Source organism: Cobetia sp. BMC6 (assembly GCF_029991385.1).
In the GTDB taxonomy this organism is placed as follows: domain Bacteria; phylum Pseudomonadota; class Gammaproteobacteria; order Pseudomonadales; family Halomonadaceae; genus Cobetia.
Genome location: NZ_JAKUMF010000010.1, coordinates 53882 through 72011 on the forward strand (window position 1 = coordinate 53882; position 18130 = coordinate 72011).

Annotated in this window: 15 protein-coding genes; 9 read left to right on the plus strand and 6 right to left on the minus strand. The window is 63.9% G+C overall.

The genetic code is table 11. From position 1 onward, the window contains the following. Positions 1–43: 43 nt before the first annotated feature. From phrB to MKZ40_RS14855, 7 genes are all read left to right on the plus strand, one after another. On the plus strand, positions 44–1540 hold the full coding sequence (gene phrB / locus MKZ40_RS14825; RefSeq protein ID WP_175090321.1) for a deoxyribodipyrimidine photo-lyase: 1497 nt from the start codon (positions 44–46) through the stop codon (positions 1538–1540). A 66-nt stretch (positions 1541–1606) separates the two neighbouring features. Beyond that, the gene (locus tag MKZ40_RS14830) at positions 1607–2092 is read left to right on the plus strand and encodes a nuclear transport factor 2 family protein (RefSeq protein WP_254627168.1); all 486 of its coding nucleotides are present in this window, start codon (positions 1607–1609) and stop codon (positions 2090–2092) included. 141 nt (positions 2093–2233) lie between these two features. Next, on the plus strand, positions 2234–3046 hold the full coding sequence (locus tag MKZ40_RS14835; protein ID WP_175090320.1) for an SDR family NAD(P)-dependent oxidoreductase: 813 nt from the start codon (positions 2234–2236) through the stop codon (positions 3044–3046). Between the two features lie 96 nt (positions 3047–3142). Further along, positions 3143–4489: an FAD-dependent oxidoreductase gene (locus tag MKZ40_RS14840; RefSeq protein WP_175090319.1), complete on the plus strand. Its 1347-nt coding sequence runs from the start codon at positions 3143–3145 to the stop codon at positions 4487–4489. Continuing rightward, positions 4486–5304, plus strand: a complete 819-nt coding sequence (locus MKZ40_RS14845) for a DUF1365 domain-containing protein (protein WP_254627167.1) — start codon at positions 4486–4488, stop codon at positions 5302–5304. Before MKZ40_RS14840 ends, MKZ40_RS14845 begins: the two co-directional genes overlap by 4 nt. Before the next feature lie 10 nt (positions 5305–5314). After that, complete coding sequence (locus tag MKZ40_RS14850) at positions 5315–6598, plus strand: cyclopropane-fatty-acyl-phospholipid synthase family protein (protein WP_175090317.1); 1284 nt, start codon at positions 5315–5317, stop codon at positions 6596–6598. A 2-nt stretch (positions 6599–6600) separates the two neighbouring features. Further along, complete coding sequence (locus MKZ40_RS14855) at positions 6601–7125, plus strand: DUF2878 domain-containing protein (RefSeq protein ID WP_175090316.1); 525 nt, start codon at positions 6601–6603, stop codon at positions 7123–7125. Between the two features lie 5 nt (positions 7126–7130). On the opposite strand, the gene MKZ40_RS14860 is transcribed toward MKZ40_RS14855, so the two are convergent. Further along, a complete protein-coding gene (locus tag MKZ40_RS14860) occupies positions 7131–8969 on the minus strand; it encodes a GGDEF domain-containing phosphodiesterase (RefSeq protein WP_175090315.1) in 1839 nt (612 codons plus the stop codon). Positions 8970–9266: 297 nt separating this feature from the next. Between MKZ40_RS14860 and fabA the strand changes: the two genes are divergently transcribed. Together fabA and fabB are read left to right on the plus strand one after the other, a co-directional pair. Next, a complete protein-coding gene (gene fabA, locus MKZ40_RS14865; RefSeq protein ID WP_043334808.1) occupies positions 9267–9782 on the plus strand; it encodes a 3-hydroxyacyl-[acyl-carrier-protein] dehydratase FabA in 516 nt (171 codons plus the stop codon). A gap of 13 nt (positions 9783–9795) precedes the next feature. Continuing rightward, entirely contained in the window at positions 9796–11013 is a 1218-nt protein-coding gene (gene fabB, locus MKZ40_RS14870; RefSeq protein ID WP_043334810.1) for a beta-ketoacyl-ACP synthase I, read from the plus strand. A 152-nt stretch (positions 11014–11165) separates the two neighbouring features. On the opposite strand, the gene MKZ40_RS14875 is transcribed toward fabB, so the two are convergent. The 5 genes from MKZ40_RS14875 to MKZ40_RS14895 all read right to left on the minus strand — a co-directional run bounded on the left by MKZ40_RS14875 (position 11166) and on the right by MKZ40_RS14895 (position 18003). Then, positions 11166–11885 carry a lysophospholipid acyltransferase family protein gene (locus MKZ40_RS14875; protein ID WP_175090314.1) on the minus strand — a complete coding sequence of 240 codons (720 nt, stop codon included), beginning with the start codon at positions 11883–11885 and terminating at the stop codon, positions 11166–11168. 60 nt (positions 11886–11945) lie between these two features. Beyond that, positions 11946–12830: a sugar nucleotide-binding protein gene (locus MKZ40_RS14880; RefSeq protein WP_175090313.1), complete on the minus strand. Its 885-nt coding sequence runs from the start codon at positions 12828–12830 to the stop codon at positions 11946–11948. A 62-nt stretch (positions 12831–12892) separates the two neighbouring features. After that, positions 12893–15400, minus strand: a complete 2508-nt coding sequence (locus MKZ40_RS14885; RefSeq protein WP_175090312.1) for a bifunctional diguanylate cyclase/phosphodiesterase — start codon at positions 15398–15400, stop codon at positions 12893–12895. 443 nt (positions 15401–15843) lie between these two features. Further along, on the minus strand, positions 15844–16500 hold the full coding sequence (ssb, locus tag MKZ40_RS14890) for a single-stranded DNA-binding protein (RefSeq protein ID WP_131432841.1): 657 nt from the start codon (positions 16498–16500) through the stop codon (positions 15844–15846). Positions 16501–16587: 87 nt separating this feature from the next. Continuing rightward, positions 16588–18003, minus strand: a complete 1416-nt coding sequence (locus MKZ40_RS14895) for an MFS transporter (RefSeq protein ID WP_175090311.1) — start codon at positions 18001–18003, stop codon at positions 16588–16590. Between the last annotated feature and the right edge of the window lie 127 nt (positions 18004–18130).

Genomic DNA, 18130 nt, shown 5'->3' on the forward strand with positions numbered 1-18130 from the left:
GCTCCTGCTCGGCATTGGTTTCACCGATCGCCAAGGAGCCCCGATGTCATCTGACTCACCATCCACCTCTTCCTCCGCCTCCGCGCCAGCGGGGGCTCCCCTGCAGCTGGTCTGGCTGCGCAGTGACCTGCGCGTACATGACAACACGGCTCTCTCGCAGGCCGCCGCACGCGGCCCGGTCGTGGCCGTCGTCGCCCCCTGCCTGGCGCAGTGGGTCGAGCACGGTCACGGCGCCAACAAGCTCGACTTCATGCGCCGCGGCCTGCATGTCCTGCAACAGGCACTCGCTGGCTATCACATCCCGCTCAAGGTGCTCGACTGCGACACCTTCGCCAAGGTGCCCGAGGCGCTGGCCGCACTGTGCGATCAGCTGGGCGTCCGGGCCCTGCACTTCAATGACGAATATGCCGTCAATGAGCGTGAGCGCGACAGGCTCGTGCGCGAGCGCCTGGCCGAGAGCGACGTCCGCCTGCATCGCTACACCGACATGCTGGCCTTCACGCCCGGCGAGCTGCTGACAGGCAAGGGCGATTACTACGGCGTCTTCACGCCCTTCTCCAAGCGCTGGCACAAGGAAGTCGATTCCCGACGTCTGGCGCTGAATGAGGCGCCTGAAGTGCAAGCCACGCCCCGCGATGCCATGGGGCGCGAGATCCACGGCGACGCCATCCCGCCACTGCCCGAGACACTCAAGGGCGAACCGACGACAGCGCTGGACGCCGAGCTGTGGCCGGCCGGCGAAGAGGCCGCACAGGAGCGTCTGGAACGCTTCCTTACCTTCCGCGCGCGCCGCTACCACGAGCTGCGCGATATCCCCGCCACCCGGGGCACCAGCGAGCTGTCGCCCTATCTGGCGCTGGGCATGATCTCGGCTCGCCAATGCTACGCCGCCGTGCTGGCAGAGAATGGCAGCCTCGCCGATGGCAATGTCGGCCTGACCAGCTGGGTCAACGAGCTGATCTGGCGTGAGTTCTACCAGCACATCCTGGTCGGCTTCCCGCGCGTCAATCGCCACCGTCCCTTCCAGCGCCATACCGAGGCCCTGCAGTGGCGCGAGGATGACGAAGGCTTCGCCGCCTGGTGCGAGGGCCGCACCGGCTACCCCATCGTCGATGCCGCCATGCGTCAGCTGGTGCAGACCGGCTGGATGCACAATCGCCTGCGCATGGTGACGGCGATGTTCCTCACCAAGCATCTGCTGATCGACTGGCGGCGTGGCGAGGCCTTCTTCATGACCCATCTCGTCGATGGTGAGCTGGGCGCCAACAATGGTGGCTGGCAATGGGCGGCCTCCACCGGCACCGATGCCGCGCCCTATTTCCGCATCTTCAACCCGACCACCCAGGGGCAACGCTTCGACAAGGACGGCGAGTTCATCGCGAGCATGGTGCCGGAGCTGGCCGAGCTGCCGGCCAAGCGGCGCCACCAGCCCAGTGCGGATGACTGTCAACGGACGGGCTACCCACGACCGATCGTCGACCACAAGGCCGCCCGCCAGCGGGCGCTGGATACCTTCAAGGCGCTGTCAAAAAGCGAATGACCCCTCAAGCGGCCTGCTGATCTCCAGCAGGCCGCTCTTGTATACCTCCCCCTCAGGAGCATTGCCATGCAATCGCTACCCGACGAGATGAGCCCAGCCCTGACTCGGGTATGTCGTCTTTACGAAAAGCTGGACAAAACCTCTACAGAACTGCTCAAATCAGTCTACAGTGACGATATCGTCTTTCGCGACCCCCTGCATGAAGTCCGCGGCCTGACGGCACTCAACGCCTATTTCTCAGGGTTGTACATGAATGTCGCCGCCATCGACTTCGTCTTTCATCACCCGCTGGGGCCGATACCTGCGCAAGCCGCCGGCCCTGCGGATGAAGGCAATGAACAGGGACTTGCCTGGCTCAGCTGGACGATGACCTATCGCCATCCCCGTCTGAACGGGGGCAAGGACATCAGCGTGCAGGGTGCCTCGCGCCTCGAGTTCCGAGACGGGAAAGTCATCCAGCACCGTGACTTCTTCGATGCCGGCGAGCTGCTCTACGAGCAGGTGCCCGTCCTGCGCAGCGTGATCGGCCTGCTGAAACGGCGCATGGACTGAGCAGCAGAGGGTTGAGCCCTGGCGACATCCATACGGACACACCCGGCGTTCTCTGAGTCAGTGCCAGCAAGGCTCTACCGGCCAGACACAGGCTGAAGACGCAGACAGGCACACCAGACACACTTACGCCAAGGAGGGGAAATGGCCAGTCATGATTCGAGCACCACATCGACATCCGCAAAGGCTCGCAAACGTATCTGGCTGACCGGCGCCAGCTCCGGCATCGGCGAAGGACTGGCGCGCCGGCTGCTGGCGGATGGCCACCGGGTCGCCCTCAGCGCCCGCTCCGCCGACAAGCTGGAGGCCATCGCAGCCGATGCCGAGCAAGGCCCCGGGGAAGCGCTGGTCGTGACGCTCGACCTCACCGACCGTGAGGCCATCCGCGCGGCGGCCAGCCAGATAGAGGCCCGCTTTGGTGGACTCGACCTTGCACTGCTCAACGCTGGCACCTGCGAATATCTGGATACACGGGAATTCGAGGCAGATCTGGTCCACCGCGTATTCGCGACCAATTTCCAGGCCGCCGTGGATGTGATCGAAAGCGCCCTGCCGCTGCTGCGCATGGCAGCGGCAGACGACGGTGAGCGACCGCAGCTGGCAGCGGTCTCCAGTGCTTCGGCCTATCTGCCGTTGCCTCGAGCCGAGGCGTATGGCGCCTCCAAGGCCGCAGTGAGCTACTTCCTGGAGTCGCTACGACTGGACCTCGACAACCAGGGCATCGATGTCAGCGTGATTCACCCCGGCTTCGTCAAGACACCGCTGACCGAGCGCAATGACTTCCCGATGCCGATGCAGGTCACTGTCGATCAGGCGGTCGAGGCGATCGTGACGGGACTCGCGCGTCATCGGCTCGATATCCATTTCCCGAGACGCTTCACGCTGCTGGTCAAGTTGCTGGGCATCCTGCCCGCCATCTTGCGACGCAGCATCGGACTACGCATGACCCGCGACTGAGTACGCGGCAGGCAAGCCCGACGAGACCTGCCCAGGCCGATAGGCCGGCAACAGTTCTGCTCATGACGACATGGTGCGTTCTACTTCTGGAGTGGCATGAACACGACAACGACCTACGCGACAGCGCCTCCACCCCGCCAGCGCATTGCCGTCATCGGCAGCGGCATCAGCGGCATGTCAGCGGCCTATTACCTGAGTCGCAAGCATGAAGTGCATGTCTTCGAGTCAGCCGAGCGCCTGGGCGGCCACACCGCCACCATGGATGTGCAGTGCGCCGATGGCAGCGACTGGGCCATCGACACCGGCTTCATCGTCTTCAACGACCGCACCTATCCGCATTTCCAGCGTCTGCTGGAACGCCTCGACGTGGCTTACCAGCCCACCGAGATGAGCTTCTCGGTGCACACCACCGCCGAGGACTTCGAGTACAACGGCCACACCCTGCTGTCGCTGTTCGCCCAGAAGCGCAACCTGTTGCGCCCGCGCTTCTATCGCCTGTTGCGCGACATCCTGCGCTTCAACAAGCAGGCTGCCGCCGATCTGGACAACGGCAAGCTCGCCGAGGGCGCGACCCTGGGCAGCTACCTGGATGCCAATGGCTACTCACAGGTCTTCCGTGAGCATTACCTGCTGCCGATGGGCGCGGCGATCTGGTCTGCCAGCATCGCGGATATCGCGCAATTCCCGCTGCTGTTCTTCGTGCGCTTCTTCCGCCATCACGGCCTGCTGTCGGTCAATGATCGTCCACAATGGTTCACGCTGGTCGGTGGCTCACGCACCTACATCGCGCCGCTGACCGAGGGTTACGCAGAGCGCATTCGCCTCAACAGCAAGATCAGTCGTGTCCTGCGAGACGCCAACGGGGTGACACTTGAGCATGCCGATGGCCGCCGTGAACGCTTCGACCAGGTGGTGATGGCGTGTCATGCGCCACAGGCACTGGCTCTGCTCGGTGATGCCAGCGAGCAGGAGCGAGCGGTGCTGGGGGCGATCACGACTCAGCGCAATGAGGTGGTGATGCATACCGATACCTCGCTGCTGCCCAGGCGCAAGGCGGCCTGGGCGAGCTGGAACTACCGCCTCGATGGGCGCGACGACGCCCAGCGGGCCAGCGTCACCTACGACATGAACATCCTGCAACGCCTTGATGAGCGCGAGCACCCGCCCCGCGAGACCTTCTGCATCACGCTCAATGACAGCGACGCGATCGATCCCGCTCGGGTACTGGGCCGTTACGCCTATGACCACCCGCGCTTCACGCTGGCCGCCGAGGACGCCAAGGCGCGCTTCGCGCAGATTTCCGGCGCGCAAGCCAAGGCGGACGGCCCAGTGGGGCGCACCCATTTCTGCGGTGCCTGGTGGCGCAATGGATTCCACGAGGATGGCGTATGGAGCGCGCTGCGGGTCGCCGAGGCACTGGGTGCTCGCGAGGCAGACGATTGAAGGCGCCCGCCAGTCGCATCGGCTATGGCACGCTGCGCCATCGCCGCCATGCGCCGCGCCAGCATGCCTTTCGCTATCGCGTCGCCATGGCATGGCTGGCACTGGATGAGTTGCCGGCACTGATGGCCGGCAAGCGTCTGGTGAGCGCCAGTCACGCCGCGCCACTGGCCTTTCGTGACAGTGACCATCTGCCGGCCGCGGTCCACGACATTGTCGATGGCCCACTAGAGGACCGGGTGCGCGCCGCCTGTCAGCGCGAGCTTGCCCGCAATGGCGATCACGCGCCATTGCCGCAGGGGCGCATCTTTCTGCTGACCCAGCTGCGCCACTTCGGGATCGGCTTCAACCCGATTCGCCTCTATTACCTCTATCACGCCTCAGGCCAGCTGGGCGCAGTGCTCGGTGAGGTCACCAATATTCCCTGGGGAGAGCGCGTGCTGTATGCCGCCCGTACTGATCCACAGCGACGCATGCAGGCAGCGCAGTTCGACAAACGCATGCATGTCTCGCCCTTCATGCCGATGGGCATGCGCTATCACTGGCGCTTCAACGATCCCAGCGCGGACGAGCTGTTGCTGCACATGGAAAACCATCCCCTCACCGGGGATACGGCACGGATAGCGCAGCATTCGCTGTTCGATGCCAGCCTGAGCCTGCACCTGGAACCGGCTACCCCGCGCGCCTTTCATCGCCTGCTGCTGCGCTTCCCGTGGATGACGCTCAAGACGGTCGCGGGCATTCATTTCGAGGCGCTGCGTCTGGCGCTCAAGCGCGTGCCGATCTTCGACCATCCGCGCTCGCCGTCTTCATCATGAGGAACTCATCATGAGCCAATTCGAACCCGCTCCCCCCACTCTGGCCACGACCCAGGCACCGGCGGACCGCCTGACGCGGCTGCTGCGGCCACGCCTGCTGCGCATGCTCGACAAGCTCGAGGGTGGCAGCCTGACGGTGCTGGAAGGTCGAGAGCGCCACGTGCTGGGCAAGGGCGGCGCGCGCAACGTCACGCTGCGTATCCATGACTCACGCGCGTGGCGGCGCATGGCGCTGGGTGGCACTGTCGCGGCGGCGGAGGCCTACATGGATGGCCAGTGGGAGACGGATGATCTGGTCGGACTCGTGCGCCTGTTCGCCTACAACCTCGAGCAGGTCAATGACTCGGTGGACAGCGGAACGTCGCGCCTGTCCAAGTGGGCGCTGAGCGTCGCCTACGCGCTGGCGCGCAATACGCTGGCGGGTTCGAAGCGCAACATCTCGGCGCATTACGATCTCGGCAATGACCTCTTCGAGCTGTTCCTCGACCGCGAGCACCGCATGTATTCCGCGGCGGTGTTCCCCTATCCCGAGGCCAGTCTGGAAGCGGCCTCTACCCACAAGCTGGAGAAGCTGTTCAACCTGCTGGAACTGGGGCCACAGCATCACCTGCTGGAGATCGGCACCGGCTGGGGCGGGCTGGCGATCCATGCCGCAAGAACACGCGGATGCCGCGTGACCACCACGACCATCTCCGATGAGCAACACGCCTATACCAAGGCGCGTATCGCTGCGGAAGGGCTGGAGGATCGCATCACGCTGCTCAAGGAAGACTACCGGGAACTGGAAGGTCGCTTCGATCGTATCGTCTCGGTGGAGATGATCGAGGCGGTCGGCCATCAGTATCTGTCGACCTACCTGAAGACCCTCGAGCGCCTGCTCGAGCCGGAAGGCCTGATCGCGCTGCAGGCCATCACGATTCGCGATCAGCGCTTCGTGGCCGCAAGCCGCGAGATGGACTTCATCAAGCGTTACATCTTCCCCGGCGGCTTCCTGCCGTCCCATGCGGCGATCCTCACCGCCATGCAGCAGGACACCCAGCTGAACCTGCTGCAGCTCGAGGATATCGGCCTGCACTACGCCGCCACGCTCAAGGCCTGGGGGCAGCGCTTCGAGGCGCATCTCGGGGAGGTCTATGCGCTGGGCTACGACGAGCGCTTCGTGCGCATGTGGCGTTACTACCTGGCGTACTGCGAGGGGGGCTTCCGCGAGCGCACCATCGGCACCTGCCAGCTGTTGCTGGGGGGGCCGGGAGCGCGCCCGGTACAGGCGGGGCTCCAGGATTGGGACGCCTGAACATGCTGTCCGAGCGCCTTGGAGCACTGCTCAATGCCGGTCTCTTTCAGCTCGGTTGGTTCTGCTGTGTGCTGGGTGGCTCGACGGTCGCCCTGTTGGCTACGCCGCTGATACTGGCCGTGCATCTATGGCTGATCGTGCCGACGAGTGAGCGCCTGCGCGAGCTGCGCTGGCTGGCCGCCTTCGTGGCGCTGGGGATGGTAGTGGATGGCAGCCTGTCACTGGCCGGCGGATACACCATCACCTCGGACACGCCTGGTTGGGCGCACTGGCTGCCACTGCCTGTCTGGTTGTGGTGTCTGTGGCCGCTGTTCGCCTGCACGATCCATCATGCGCTGCGCTGGTTGTGGCAGCGGCCCTGGCTGGCGGCGGCTGGCGGCGCCATCAGTGCGCCGCTGTCCTATTACGGTGGGGCGCAGCTCGCCAATGTGGCCCTCGCCGACTGGCTGCTACCGGCCCAGGCGCTGATCTGGGGCGGCCTGTGTCTGGGCATCGCAGGCCTTCGTGGGCATGCCGAGCGTGCCTGAGGCCGTCAGGCGGCCTTGATGGCCAGATTGCCGGCCTCGTAGCCATTGAGTCGCTCGATGACCTCCCCCGCGGGCGCCGGCCGCGAGAAGTAGAACCCCTGGATCCAGCCGCAGCCATTCGATACCAGGTATTCACGCTGCTCAGCGGTCTCGACGCCTTCCGCGATCATCTCCATGCCCAGGCCCTTGGCCATCGCCAGCACCGCCATGGTGATGGCGGCATCCGCTCGCTCGCCGGGCAGGCTGCGGATGAAGGCACGGTCCAGCTTGAGCTTGTCCACCGGAAGATCCTTCAGATAGGCGAGTGACGAATAGCCGGTACCGAAGTCGTCCACCGCGATCTGGTGGCCGCGGGCGCGCAGGGCGGCCAGACGCCGTGAGATGTCGCCGGCACGCTCATCCAGCAGTACCGACTCCGTCAGCTCCAGCCCGATGGAGCTGGCGGGCACGTCATACTCCAGCAACAGGCCCGCCAGTGAGGCTTCAAAGCCACCCTGGATCAGCTGCAAGGCAGAGACATTGACCCAGATGCACAGGCGGTGACCGGCACGCCGCCAGCTGGCCTGCTGCTGTACTGCCTCGCGCAGTACCCAGTTGCCCAGGCGCAGCATCAGGCCGTGGCGCTCGGCCAGCGGCACGAATTCGGCCGGCGAGATAGCGCCCCGCAGCGGGTGCTTCCAGCGCAACAGCGCCTCGACACTGGCGACCTTACCGGTGCTGGCATCGTGCTGACATTGATAGTGCAGCTGCAATTGCCCCTGGCTCTCGATGGCGACCCGCAGGTCATTCGCCAGCCCCAGCTGCAGGTCACCACCCGCATCCAGTGCGGGCTGGAAGCGCATGTCGGTATTGCGGCCATGTCGCTTGGCGGCATACAGGGCACTTTCCAGGCGCTGCATCAGCACATCGGCGTCAGCGCCATCCTCCGGGGCGCGGCAGCTGCCGATCGACAGTGCCAGGTGCAGCGCCTGATCGCCGATCTCGAAGGGCTTGGTCAGCACCTGGCGCAACTCTTCCACCCAGGCGGCATGCTCGCCACCTGCCGTGGAACGGAGAATGACAAACTCGTCGCCACCGATGCGCCCGACCACGCCGCCACGCGCCAGCGCCGTCAGACGCTGGGAGAACTGCTGCAGCAGGCGATCCCCCCCTTCCGCGCCCAGGGCATCATTGATGCTCTTGAGCGCATCGATATCGATCAGTGCCAGGTCCATCGCCTCCCCTGCGCGCAGGCCATTGAGGCGACTGACCAGCAGGTCGCCCAGTCGGCGACGATTGGGCAGGCCCGTCAGGGCATCTTCCAGCCCCAGGCGCTGCAGGTCCTGCTCGCGTGCCTTGTGGCGGGTGATGTCGGTAAAGAGAGCGACATGAAAGACGTCGCCGCCCTGCTCGATACGGCGCGCCCGCAGCCACTCGGGGTATTCATCCCCCTGCTTGCGCTGATTCCAGACCTCGCCTTCCCAGTGACCATTGACCTCGAGCGCCTGGCGATAACGGGCATGAAACTCCTCGTCGTGGCGCCCCGAAGACAGCAGGGAAGGGTTGCGACCAATGATCTCTTCCGGTGCGTAACCGGTGATATGACTGAAGGCAGCGTTCACGGCCAGCACCCGATTGTGGCGATCACTGATCACCAGACCATCACTGCTCAGGTGCACGGCGGCCTCCAGAAGCTGACGATGCAGCAGCTGGCGACGACGCTGGCGCACGATGTCCAGACCCGCCAGAACGGCAGGCAGCAACGCGGCAAGACGCAGCTCGAGCCCCGGCAACCAGGGCAGCGCTGTCAAGGCAACGAGCGCCCCGATGATCAGGGGCCGATTGAAGTGGGCTTGCGGCCACATAAGCAGCTCTCGGTGAAAGGGGGCATCGGGGAGGATCCTGCATTTGCAGGGCGCGGGCCACTCTCGGCATGGCTCCAGCGGGTTGCGACCCATGCCGGCAAAGAGGACCCCGTGCGAATCACACACTAGCTCCTATCGACCACTTTCCCCCCAGCTGTAGGACTTATTTGCACCCGCTCTTGCTGCCCTTTAGTCTGGCCCCCACGTGCATTCAGGGGTGCCAGCCATTAGACTAGCCCCATTCAGGCGCTCAGGTGCCTCGTACGGCATTACCATCCCGCTACTCGGAATGACTCAGTGACCAAGCAACACTCCTTTACTCGCGACGAGCTGCTGGCCTGTGGCCAGGGCGAACTCTTCGGCCCGGGCAATGCGCAGCTGCCTGCTCCCAACATGCTGATGCTGGATCGCATCACTCACATCAGTGAGGAAGGCGGTAGCCACGGCAAGGGTCAGCTGATTGCTGAGCTGGATATCTCTCCGGACCTGTGGTTCTTCGACTGCCACTTCCCGGGTGATCCGGTGATGCCGGGCTGCCTGGGCCTCGATGCCATGTGGCAGCTGGTAGGCTTCCACCTCGGCTGGCTGGGCAATCCGGGCCGTGGCCGCGCGCTGGGCTGCGGTGAGGTCAAGTTCTCTGGCCAGGTGCTGCCGACTGCCAAGAAAGTGACCTACACCATCAACATCAAGCGAGTCATCACTCGCAAGCTGATCCTCGGCATCGCCGATGGTACAGTGACAGTTGACGGTCGCGACATCTATCAGGCCAACGACCTGCGCGTCGGTCTGTTCACCTCCACTGCGAACTTCTGAACGGGAGGCTCCCATGCGTAGAGTGGTAGTCACCGGGCTGGGCATTGTTTCCTGCCTGGGCAATGATCGCCAGCAGGTCCTGGAATCGCTCCGCGAAGGACGTTCTGGTATCCGCCGCAAAGAGGAATACGCCGAGCTGGGCTTCCGTAGCCACGTGGCCGGCGTTGTCGACATCAATCTCGAAGACCACATCGATCGCAAGCAATTGCGCTTCATGGGGGATGCTGCGGCCTATGCCTACATCTCCATGGCGCAGGCGATTGCCGATTCCGGTCTCACCGAAGAGCAGGTCTCCCATGAGCGTACCGGCCTGATCGCCGGTTCCGGTGGCGCTTCCTCCGCGAACCAGGTCGAGGCCGCTGACGTGATGCGCGCCAAGGGCCTGCGTCGTGTCGGTCCCTATCGCGTCACTCGCACCATGGGCTCGACCGTCTCTGCCTGCCTGGCCACGCCGTTCAAGATCAAGGGTATCAACTACTCGATCTCCTCGGCCTGTGCCACGTCTGCCCACTGCATCGGTAGCGCCGTGGAACAGATCCAGCTGAACAAGCAGGACATCGTGTTCGCCGGTGGCGGTGAAGAAGAGCACTGGACCCTGTCCTGCCTGTTCGACGCCATGGGCGCCCTGTCCACCAGCTACAACGACACGCCGGAAACCGCGTCGCGCCCGTACGACAAGACCCGTGATGGCTTCGTCATCGCGGGTGGCGGCGGCATGCTGGTGCTCGAGGAGCTGGAACACGCCAAGGCACGCGGCGCGAAGATCTACGCCGAAGTGACCGGCTATGGCGCGACCTCCGATGGCCACGACATGGTGGCACCGTCCGGCGAAGGTGCAGCACGCTGCATGCGTCAGGCGATGGCGACCGTGAATGGCGATATCGACTACATCAACACCCACGGTACCTCGACGCCGGTGGGCGATGTGGCCGAGCTCAAGGCCATCCAGGAAGTCTTCGGCGCCGCCAGCCCGGCAATGAGCTCGACCAAGTCGCTGACGGGTCACTCTCTGGGCGCCACTGGCGTACAGGAAGCCATCTACTCCATGCTGATGATGGAGAACGACTTCATTGCCGCGTCTGCCAATGTCAGCGAGCTGGATGACCGCGCCGAAGGCCTCGACATCGTCACGACCCGTCGTGATGGCGTCAAGATCGACCGTGTGCTGTCCAACAGCTTCGGCTTCGGTGGCACCAACGCCTGCCTGATTCTGGAACGTTTCCAGGACTGATTCAGCGCGCGTTCAGCAGACATGCAGTCTGCAGATTCGCGCTGGTGTGAGACACGAAAAGGCCGCCCTTCGGGGCGGCCTTTTTGGTGGCTGTCCGGTACTCGCTGGCAGCACCGGATGAATCAGGTGAGCAAAGGGAAGGCGCCAGACAGTCAGGCGCCGACGCTATCGGCCGCCGCTTCCTCTTCCAACGGCGGACGCTGGACGCTGGAGATTTCCTGCAGCTTGGCCTCGACCCAGGCCTCGACATCGGCGATCACCGCGTCCGGCTTGCGACCCGCCGTCTCGATGGCCGGGCCATAGGCGACATGGATGGTGCCCGGGCGCTTGATCCAGCTGTCATTGGGCCAGATCTCACCGGCATTGTGCGCCACCGGCACCACCGGTACACCGGCACGGCAGGCAATCGCGGCACCGGACTTGTTGAACTTCTTGCGAGTCCCCGGCGCGATGCGCGTGCCTTCCGGGAAGATCAACACGGTAAAACCGTCCTTGAGGCGCTGGGTGCCCACTGATAGCACCTGCTTGAGCGCCTTGGCCGGCTGGGTGCGATCCAGTGGGATCGGCTCCAGCAGCTTCAGCCCCCAGCCGAAGACCGGAATCTTCAGCAGCTCCTGCTTGAGCACGGTGCATAGCGGGCGCTTGGCCACCTGCAGATAGATAGTTTCCCATTCGCTCTGGTGGTTGGCCAGCAACACGCAGGCCCCCTCAGGCAAGGTGTCACGCCCGCTCACCCGCACCTTCACGCCACAGGTCAGACGGAACCACCACAGCACGATATGGTTGTAACTATGCAGGACACGGTAGCGCGCCTGTAGCGGAAGGCAGGCCGCCAGCGGCACCAGCACCACGGCACTTAGCAGCAACGCCATGAAATAACCTACATAAAACAGCACGCTACGCAGCGCATTCACAGGCACAGTCTCCACAGGTCAGATCGAATCAGAGCGAGATGAACCGGAAGCGCGCTGCGCGATCCAGTCATCCATCAGGCGGGATAGTTCGAGGCGCCACGGTTTCTGATGCACACCGAAGGTGTCCAGCACGCGGCGGCAGTTGAGCACACGCCGCAGCGGCGTACCGGCGTTGAGGGTCAGCGCCTTGAGCGGGCCTGCGGCCACCGTCTCGCCCAGCCCCTCGAGGCGGGTGATCAGCTGGGTACGCACGACACTGACGAAGGCGTAGGTACTGGTGGGCTCGGTGCCGGCCAGATGGTAGGCCCCCCAGGCACCCGCACCGCAGCGCTGTTGTTGGAGCATGCCGATCAACGCCATCGCCACGGCATCGACACTGGTCGGACAGAGGATGACATCCTCGGCGGCACGCACCTCTTCTCCCGCCAGCAGGCGCTCGATCAGCGTCGGCAGCCAGGCATCACGTCCTTCGGGACCGAACAGCGGGCCAAGACGTACGATCAGGTGATTGGGCAGCTCGGCACGGATGCGATCACCGGTCGCGATGACGCGGCGCAGCGCCGTATCGATCGGCGAGGGCACCTCATCCTCGTCGAGCAAGCCTTCGCCGCCCTGCTCGAACATCTGATCTGCCACGCACCATACCAGCGGTGTGCCAGTCTCGATGCAGGCGGCCAGCACTTGCTCCACCGCCTCGGCATGCGCCATCACCTCGGCAGGTGCGGAATCGGCCGGGCGTGCGAACGGTGGCACGATGACGACATCCGCCTGACTGGCGCGGATGTCGCCGGCATCAATACGGTCAGACTCGACGGCGTTGAGCTCAAGATCAGCGCGCGTACTGGCCGCACGAATCAGCCCCAAGCCAAGACAATGCCCGGCATCTAGCAGCAAGAGTTTCACAGGCAGGCTCCAGCAAACAGGCGCATCGCCGCAAGAGGCGACGATGCAAAGGTGTCATTCTATCAACCTTGCAGACTGGCTGCAGGCCCGTTGTTGCGTGGAGTGATGGGGATCAGCGGGGCGCCGATCGGTTGAGGACGGCCGATGCCATAGCCTTGCACGAAGTCGACACCGATCAGCTCGAGGGCGGGGATCAGCTCAAGACGCTCGACATATTCCGCCACCGTGATGATGCCCATCTGGGCACAGATGCCACAGATGGCGGAGACGATGGCGGCATCGAGGCTATCGCGAGTCAGGTTGCGCACGAAGGCGCCGTCGATCTTGAGCTGATTGACCGGCAGTTCCTTGAGGTAGGCAAAGGACGACATGCCGCTGCCGAAGTCGTCCAGGGCGAAGCTGCAGCCGAGCCGGCGCATGCTGTAGATGAACTCGCGCGCCTGGGCCAGATTGCTGATGGCCGCCGTCTCGGTGATCTCGAAGCACAGCCGCTGAGGCTTGACGGAGCTTTGCGTGACCAGCGCCGCCAGCTGATCGCGCATGCGCAGGTCACCCATGCTCTGACCGGAGAGATTGATCGCCAGCACGGCATCCGATTCGATGCGACCATCATCGGACTCCAGCACCTGCAGCGCCTGGGTGACGACCCAGATATCAATCTCGGGCATCAGGCCGAATCGCTCTGCCGTCGCCATGAAGTGCGCCGGAGCCAGGTGCTCGCCCGAGTCGTTGACGTAACGCAGCAGCACCTCGTAGTAGGGCTTGCTGGTGGCATCACTCAGCGAGCGGATCGGCTGGATGTACAGCGTGAAGCGATCATTCTCCAGCGCCTCGTGCAGCAGCGGCAGCCATTGCACCTCACGCTGGGCGCGCTCGAATCCCGCATCTCCGTCATGGTAGGCATGCACCTGGTTGCGCCCGCTCTGCTTGGCCATGTAGCAGGCCCCATCCGCCTGCCGCAGAACCTCGGAGGCCTGGACACCGCTCTCGACCGGTGCAACCCCGATGCTGACGCCCAACTGGAATGGACGCCCCTCATCGTAGTAGCGATAGGCACTGACGGCCGCACACAGCGCTTCGGCACGCTCGATGGCCTGCTCGCGAGAACAGCGATAGAGCAGCACGGCAAACTCATCACCCCCCAGGCGTGCCAGTACATCCGTTTCCCGCACATGCGCTCGCATCAGTGCGGAGAGCTCACGCAATACGGTGTCTCCGGCCGCGTGCCCGCAGGTGTCGTTGACCACCTTGAAGAAATCGAGATCCAGATACAGCAGCTGGTGAAAGCCGCCATCAGCCAGCGCCGCGGTGAGAGAGTCATCGAAGGCGGTGCGATTGTGCAGACCGGTCAGACTGTCGTGATGCGCCTGGAAGTTGAGGCGCCGAATCATGGCCTGGCGATAGCTGATGTCGCGGAAGACCAGTACGGCACCCTCGACATCCCCGCTGCGACGGCGCACGGGCGAAGCCTTGAGCTCCACGGCACATTCACTGCCATCGCGTGCCACCAGCAGCGTCTGGCTGGACATGTGCACCACTTCGCCGCGCTGCAAGACCCCTTCCAGCTGGCTGGAAACCGACTGCAACGTACCTTCATGGCGCAGCTGCAAGATGCGCGCCCAGGGGCGCCCGCGGGCCAACGACGGGTCCCAGCCACACAGTTCGGCAGCGATGGGATTGATGTGCTGGATATGGCCCTCGCGATCGAGGCTGATCACTCCCTCATCGATGGAATCCAGCATGACCGCGACCTGATCACGCTCATGACGCAGCTCCCGGGTCCGATACTCCAGCAGGCCATCCAGGCGCGAGCGGTAATGACGGCTGCGCCGCATGCGCTGCTCGGCACTGATGGCCAGTAGCGCCAGCCCCAGCACGGCCAGGGTCGCGATCGCGATGGCCAGAGCCAGCCACATGTTCTGCCCGGAGTTCATGCCAGCCCCGGCAGGAGAGATGATGGGCGTGGTCAGCGGCATCATCACCATCGCCTCCATGCCGATGTAATGCATGCCGGCAATGGCAAGTCCCATCACGCCGGCCGCCAGAGCCTGATAGGTGCGATTGGGGCGGCGCTGGCGCAAGAAGAAGCCTCCCAGCCACAGGGCCGCCGTCGCGGCCACCACCGCCACCACGATGGACACCGCGAACAGCAGCGGGTCATAGCGGTAAGGCATGTTCATCTGCATCGCCGCCATGCCGGTGTAGTGCATCGTGGCGATGCCGCCGCCCATGATGGTCCCGCTCGTCATCAACAGCATCGGCGTCAGGCGTGGCAGCGTATTCACCCAGAGTGCCAGCCCCGAGGCCAGCATCGCGATCAGCACCGACAATGCCGTCAGGCCGGGCGCATAGGTGACCGGAACCTGACATTCATACGCCAGCATGCCGATGAAGTGCATGGCCCAGACACCCAACCCCATCGCCACGGCTCCGCCCACCAGCCAGCCGAGGCTGGTGGCGCGCGAAGGGGCCAGCGCGACCTGACGAATCAGCTGCAGCGCTGCATGTGAAGCCAGCACGGCGACCACGATTGACAGGGCGACCAGTGGGTAGGAATAACTGCCATGCATGAATAACCTCGATCATCAGGGGCATGCCATAGTCGGCAAGACAGGGGCGGAAATCCGACAGCGGCGTCATATCGCCAGCACTCCCTCTGGAGTACCACGACAGGATTCTCAGACCTTGGATTGCCACCCGACAACATTGACAGCCCAGCGGCTTGATACTGAGAGAATACGGCCATGAAGCGTTTTTTGCACAACGCTCGTTTGCAACGCATGTATGAGCCGCAATGGACTGGCGCTCCCCCCCCTTACGCGCGACAAAACCCACTGGATGTCACGCTCTGGTTCATTCTTCATGATCAGCGAAATTTCATGAAAAAACAGACGCTTGAAGAAATAAAACGGAAACCGTCTCATGGTTGATTCAAAAAAAAGCCCTCGCTGAGCGAGGGCCTTTCATCGTTATCGCTTGCGCATTCTATCGGCGCACAGGCGAAAGACTTTATTCAGAACGGGATTTCATCATCGAAATCATCGAAGCTGCCCGCGGGCGGCGCACCGAAGTTGTTGTTCTGGGAATTGTTCTGCTGGGCGGGCTGCTGGCCACCGAAGTTGTTGCCCTGCTGAGGGGCCGGCTGCTGACCACCGAACTGACCGCCTTGCTGAGGGGCCGGCTGCTGACCACCGAACTGGCCACCTTGCTGAGGGGCCGGCTGCTGGCCACCGAACTGGCCACCCTGCTGAGGCGCTGCGGCCGGTTGCTGGCCGCCCTGCTGAGGCGCCTGCTGCGGGCGACCACCAGCGAAGTTGCCACCGCCACCTTCACCACGCGTATCCAGCATCTGCATGTCGTTGGCCACGATTTCCGTGCTGTAACGGTCATTGCCGTTCTGATCCTGCCACTTGCGCGTCTGCAGGCGGCCTTCGATATACAGGCGTGAGCCTTTCTTGACGTATTGCTGGGCCACTTCAGCCAGCTTGTTGAACATCACCACACGGTGCCATTCGGTACGTTCCTGACGTTGACCGCTCTGGCGATCATTCCAGGTGTCCGTCGTCGCGAGGTTCAGGTTGCACACCGCACTGCCGGACGGGGTGAAGCGAACTTCCGGGTCTTGACCGAGATTACCGATCAGAATGACCTTGTTTACGCCACGAGCCATGAAGATTACTCCTGCAAATAGACCGGCGCGCCATGGGCACCGGAGAAGGTATCAAGTGCACCGGCAATGTATCGCCGATGTCAGAGTTCAGCTGGCAGGCACTTCCGCGCCTGCCGGAGTTTCGTCATCACGCTGGCGAGTGAAGCGGGCCAGCGCCTTGTCATCCAGTGTATCGCGTGTGACCTTGAGATAAGCGACCCGTTCCTCACGCACCACGAGCGCCTCTTCCACGCCGGGAATCGCCAGCAGGCGTGTCTGCAGCTCGACGGCTGACAATTGCGAGGCCTCGGGAGACAGGCCGATCACTTCACTGCCCAGATGTCGCGGCGGTTGCATGCCCCACACCACGGCCAGCCACAGAATGGCGACCAGCCCCATGGCGAAGAACACGCCGCTCAGACCGAAATGCCCGGTCAACCAGCCGCCCCCGACACCGCCCACGAAGGCGCCCAGGAACTGACTGGTGGAATAGACCCCCATCGCCGTGCCCTTGGCACCGGCAGGAGCCAGTTTGGAGATCATCGACGGCAAGGTCGCTTCAAGCAGATTGAAGGCAACGAAGAACAGCCACAGCAGGCCGAGGAACATCGCCAGCCCTGCATGCTCGATGCCATCGACACCCAGCAGCAGCAAGCTTGTCGCGATGGTCGCGACGGCCCCCAGAAAGACGGGCTTCATGCGCCGATACTTCTCGGCCACGATGACCAGCGGCAGCATGGCGACAAAGGCCAGCCCCATCAATGGCAGGTAGATCCAGCCATGATGCGCCGGAGCGATGCCGAAGTTGACCAGCTGCTGGGGAATGGCCACGAAGCAGGCGGTCAGGATCATGTGCAGCGCAAAGATCGACACATCCATGCGCAACAATGCGGAATTCGTGAGGATACCCTTGAGCTGGCGCCTATCAAGCCCCACATCCTGATGCTGACGCCTGGGCGCAGCTGGCACCAGCTTCCAGAGCACGAACAGGCTTGCGAGGGCCATCACGGCGGTCAACCAGAAGACCCCTGACAAGCCGAAGGCATCTGCGGCCAATGGCCCTGCGACCATCGCCAGTGCAAAGGCGACCCCGATCGACATGCCGATGGAGGCCATCGCCATGGTGCGAACCTCCTCTCGGGTCTGATCGGCCAGCAGTGCCATGATCGCTCCCGCCACGGCGCCGCTGCCCTGTAGACAGCGCCCGAGGATGATCATCTCGATGCTGTCGGCCGTCGCCGCGACCAGCGAGCCCAGGATGAACAACCCGAGCCCGAAGCCGATCACGGCCTTGCGCCCCAGTCGGTCTGACAGCCAGCCGAACGGAATCTGCAGCAATGCCTGGGTCAGCCCGTAGCCACCCAGCGCCACGCCGACCAGTGTCGGCGTCGCACCGGCGAGGTCACGGGTATAGAGCGCCAGCACCGGCAACACCATGAACAGCCCCAGCATGCGAGTCGCATAGAGGCTGGCAAGGCCGACGATGGCACGGCGTTCCGGCGCGAGCAGTCGAGAGGTTTTCATGGGCGGCGGCGGGCTCCGGAGCATGACAGTCAAGAAGAGGGAGGCCGACCACGTGGGTCGCCGAGATATGACGTCCAACGGTGGTCGCCCACCAATGGACTGCATATTCTAAGGCCCGCTTGACGGC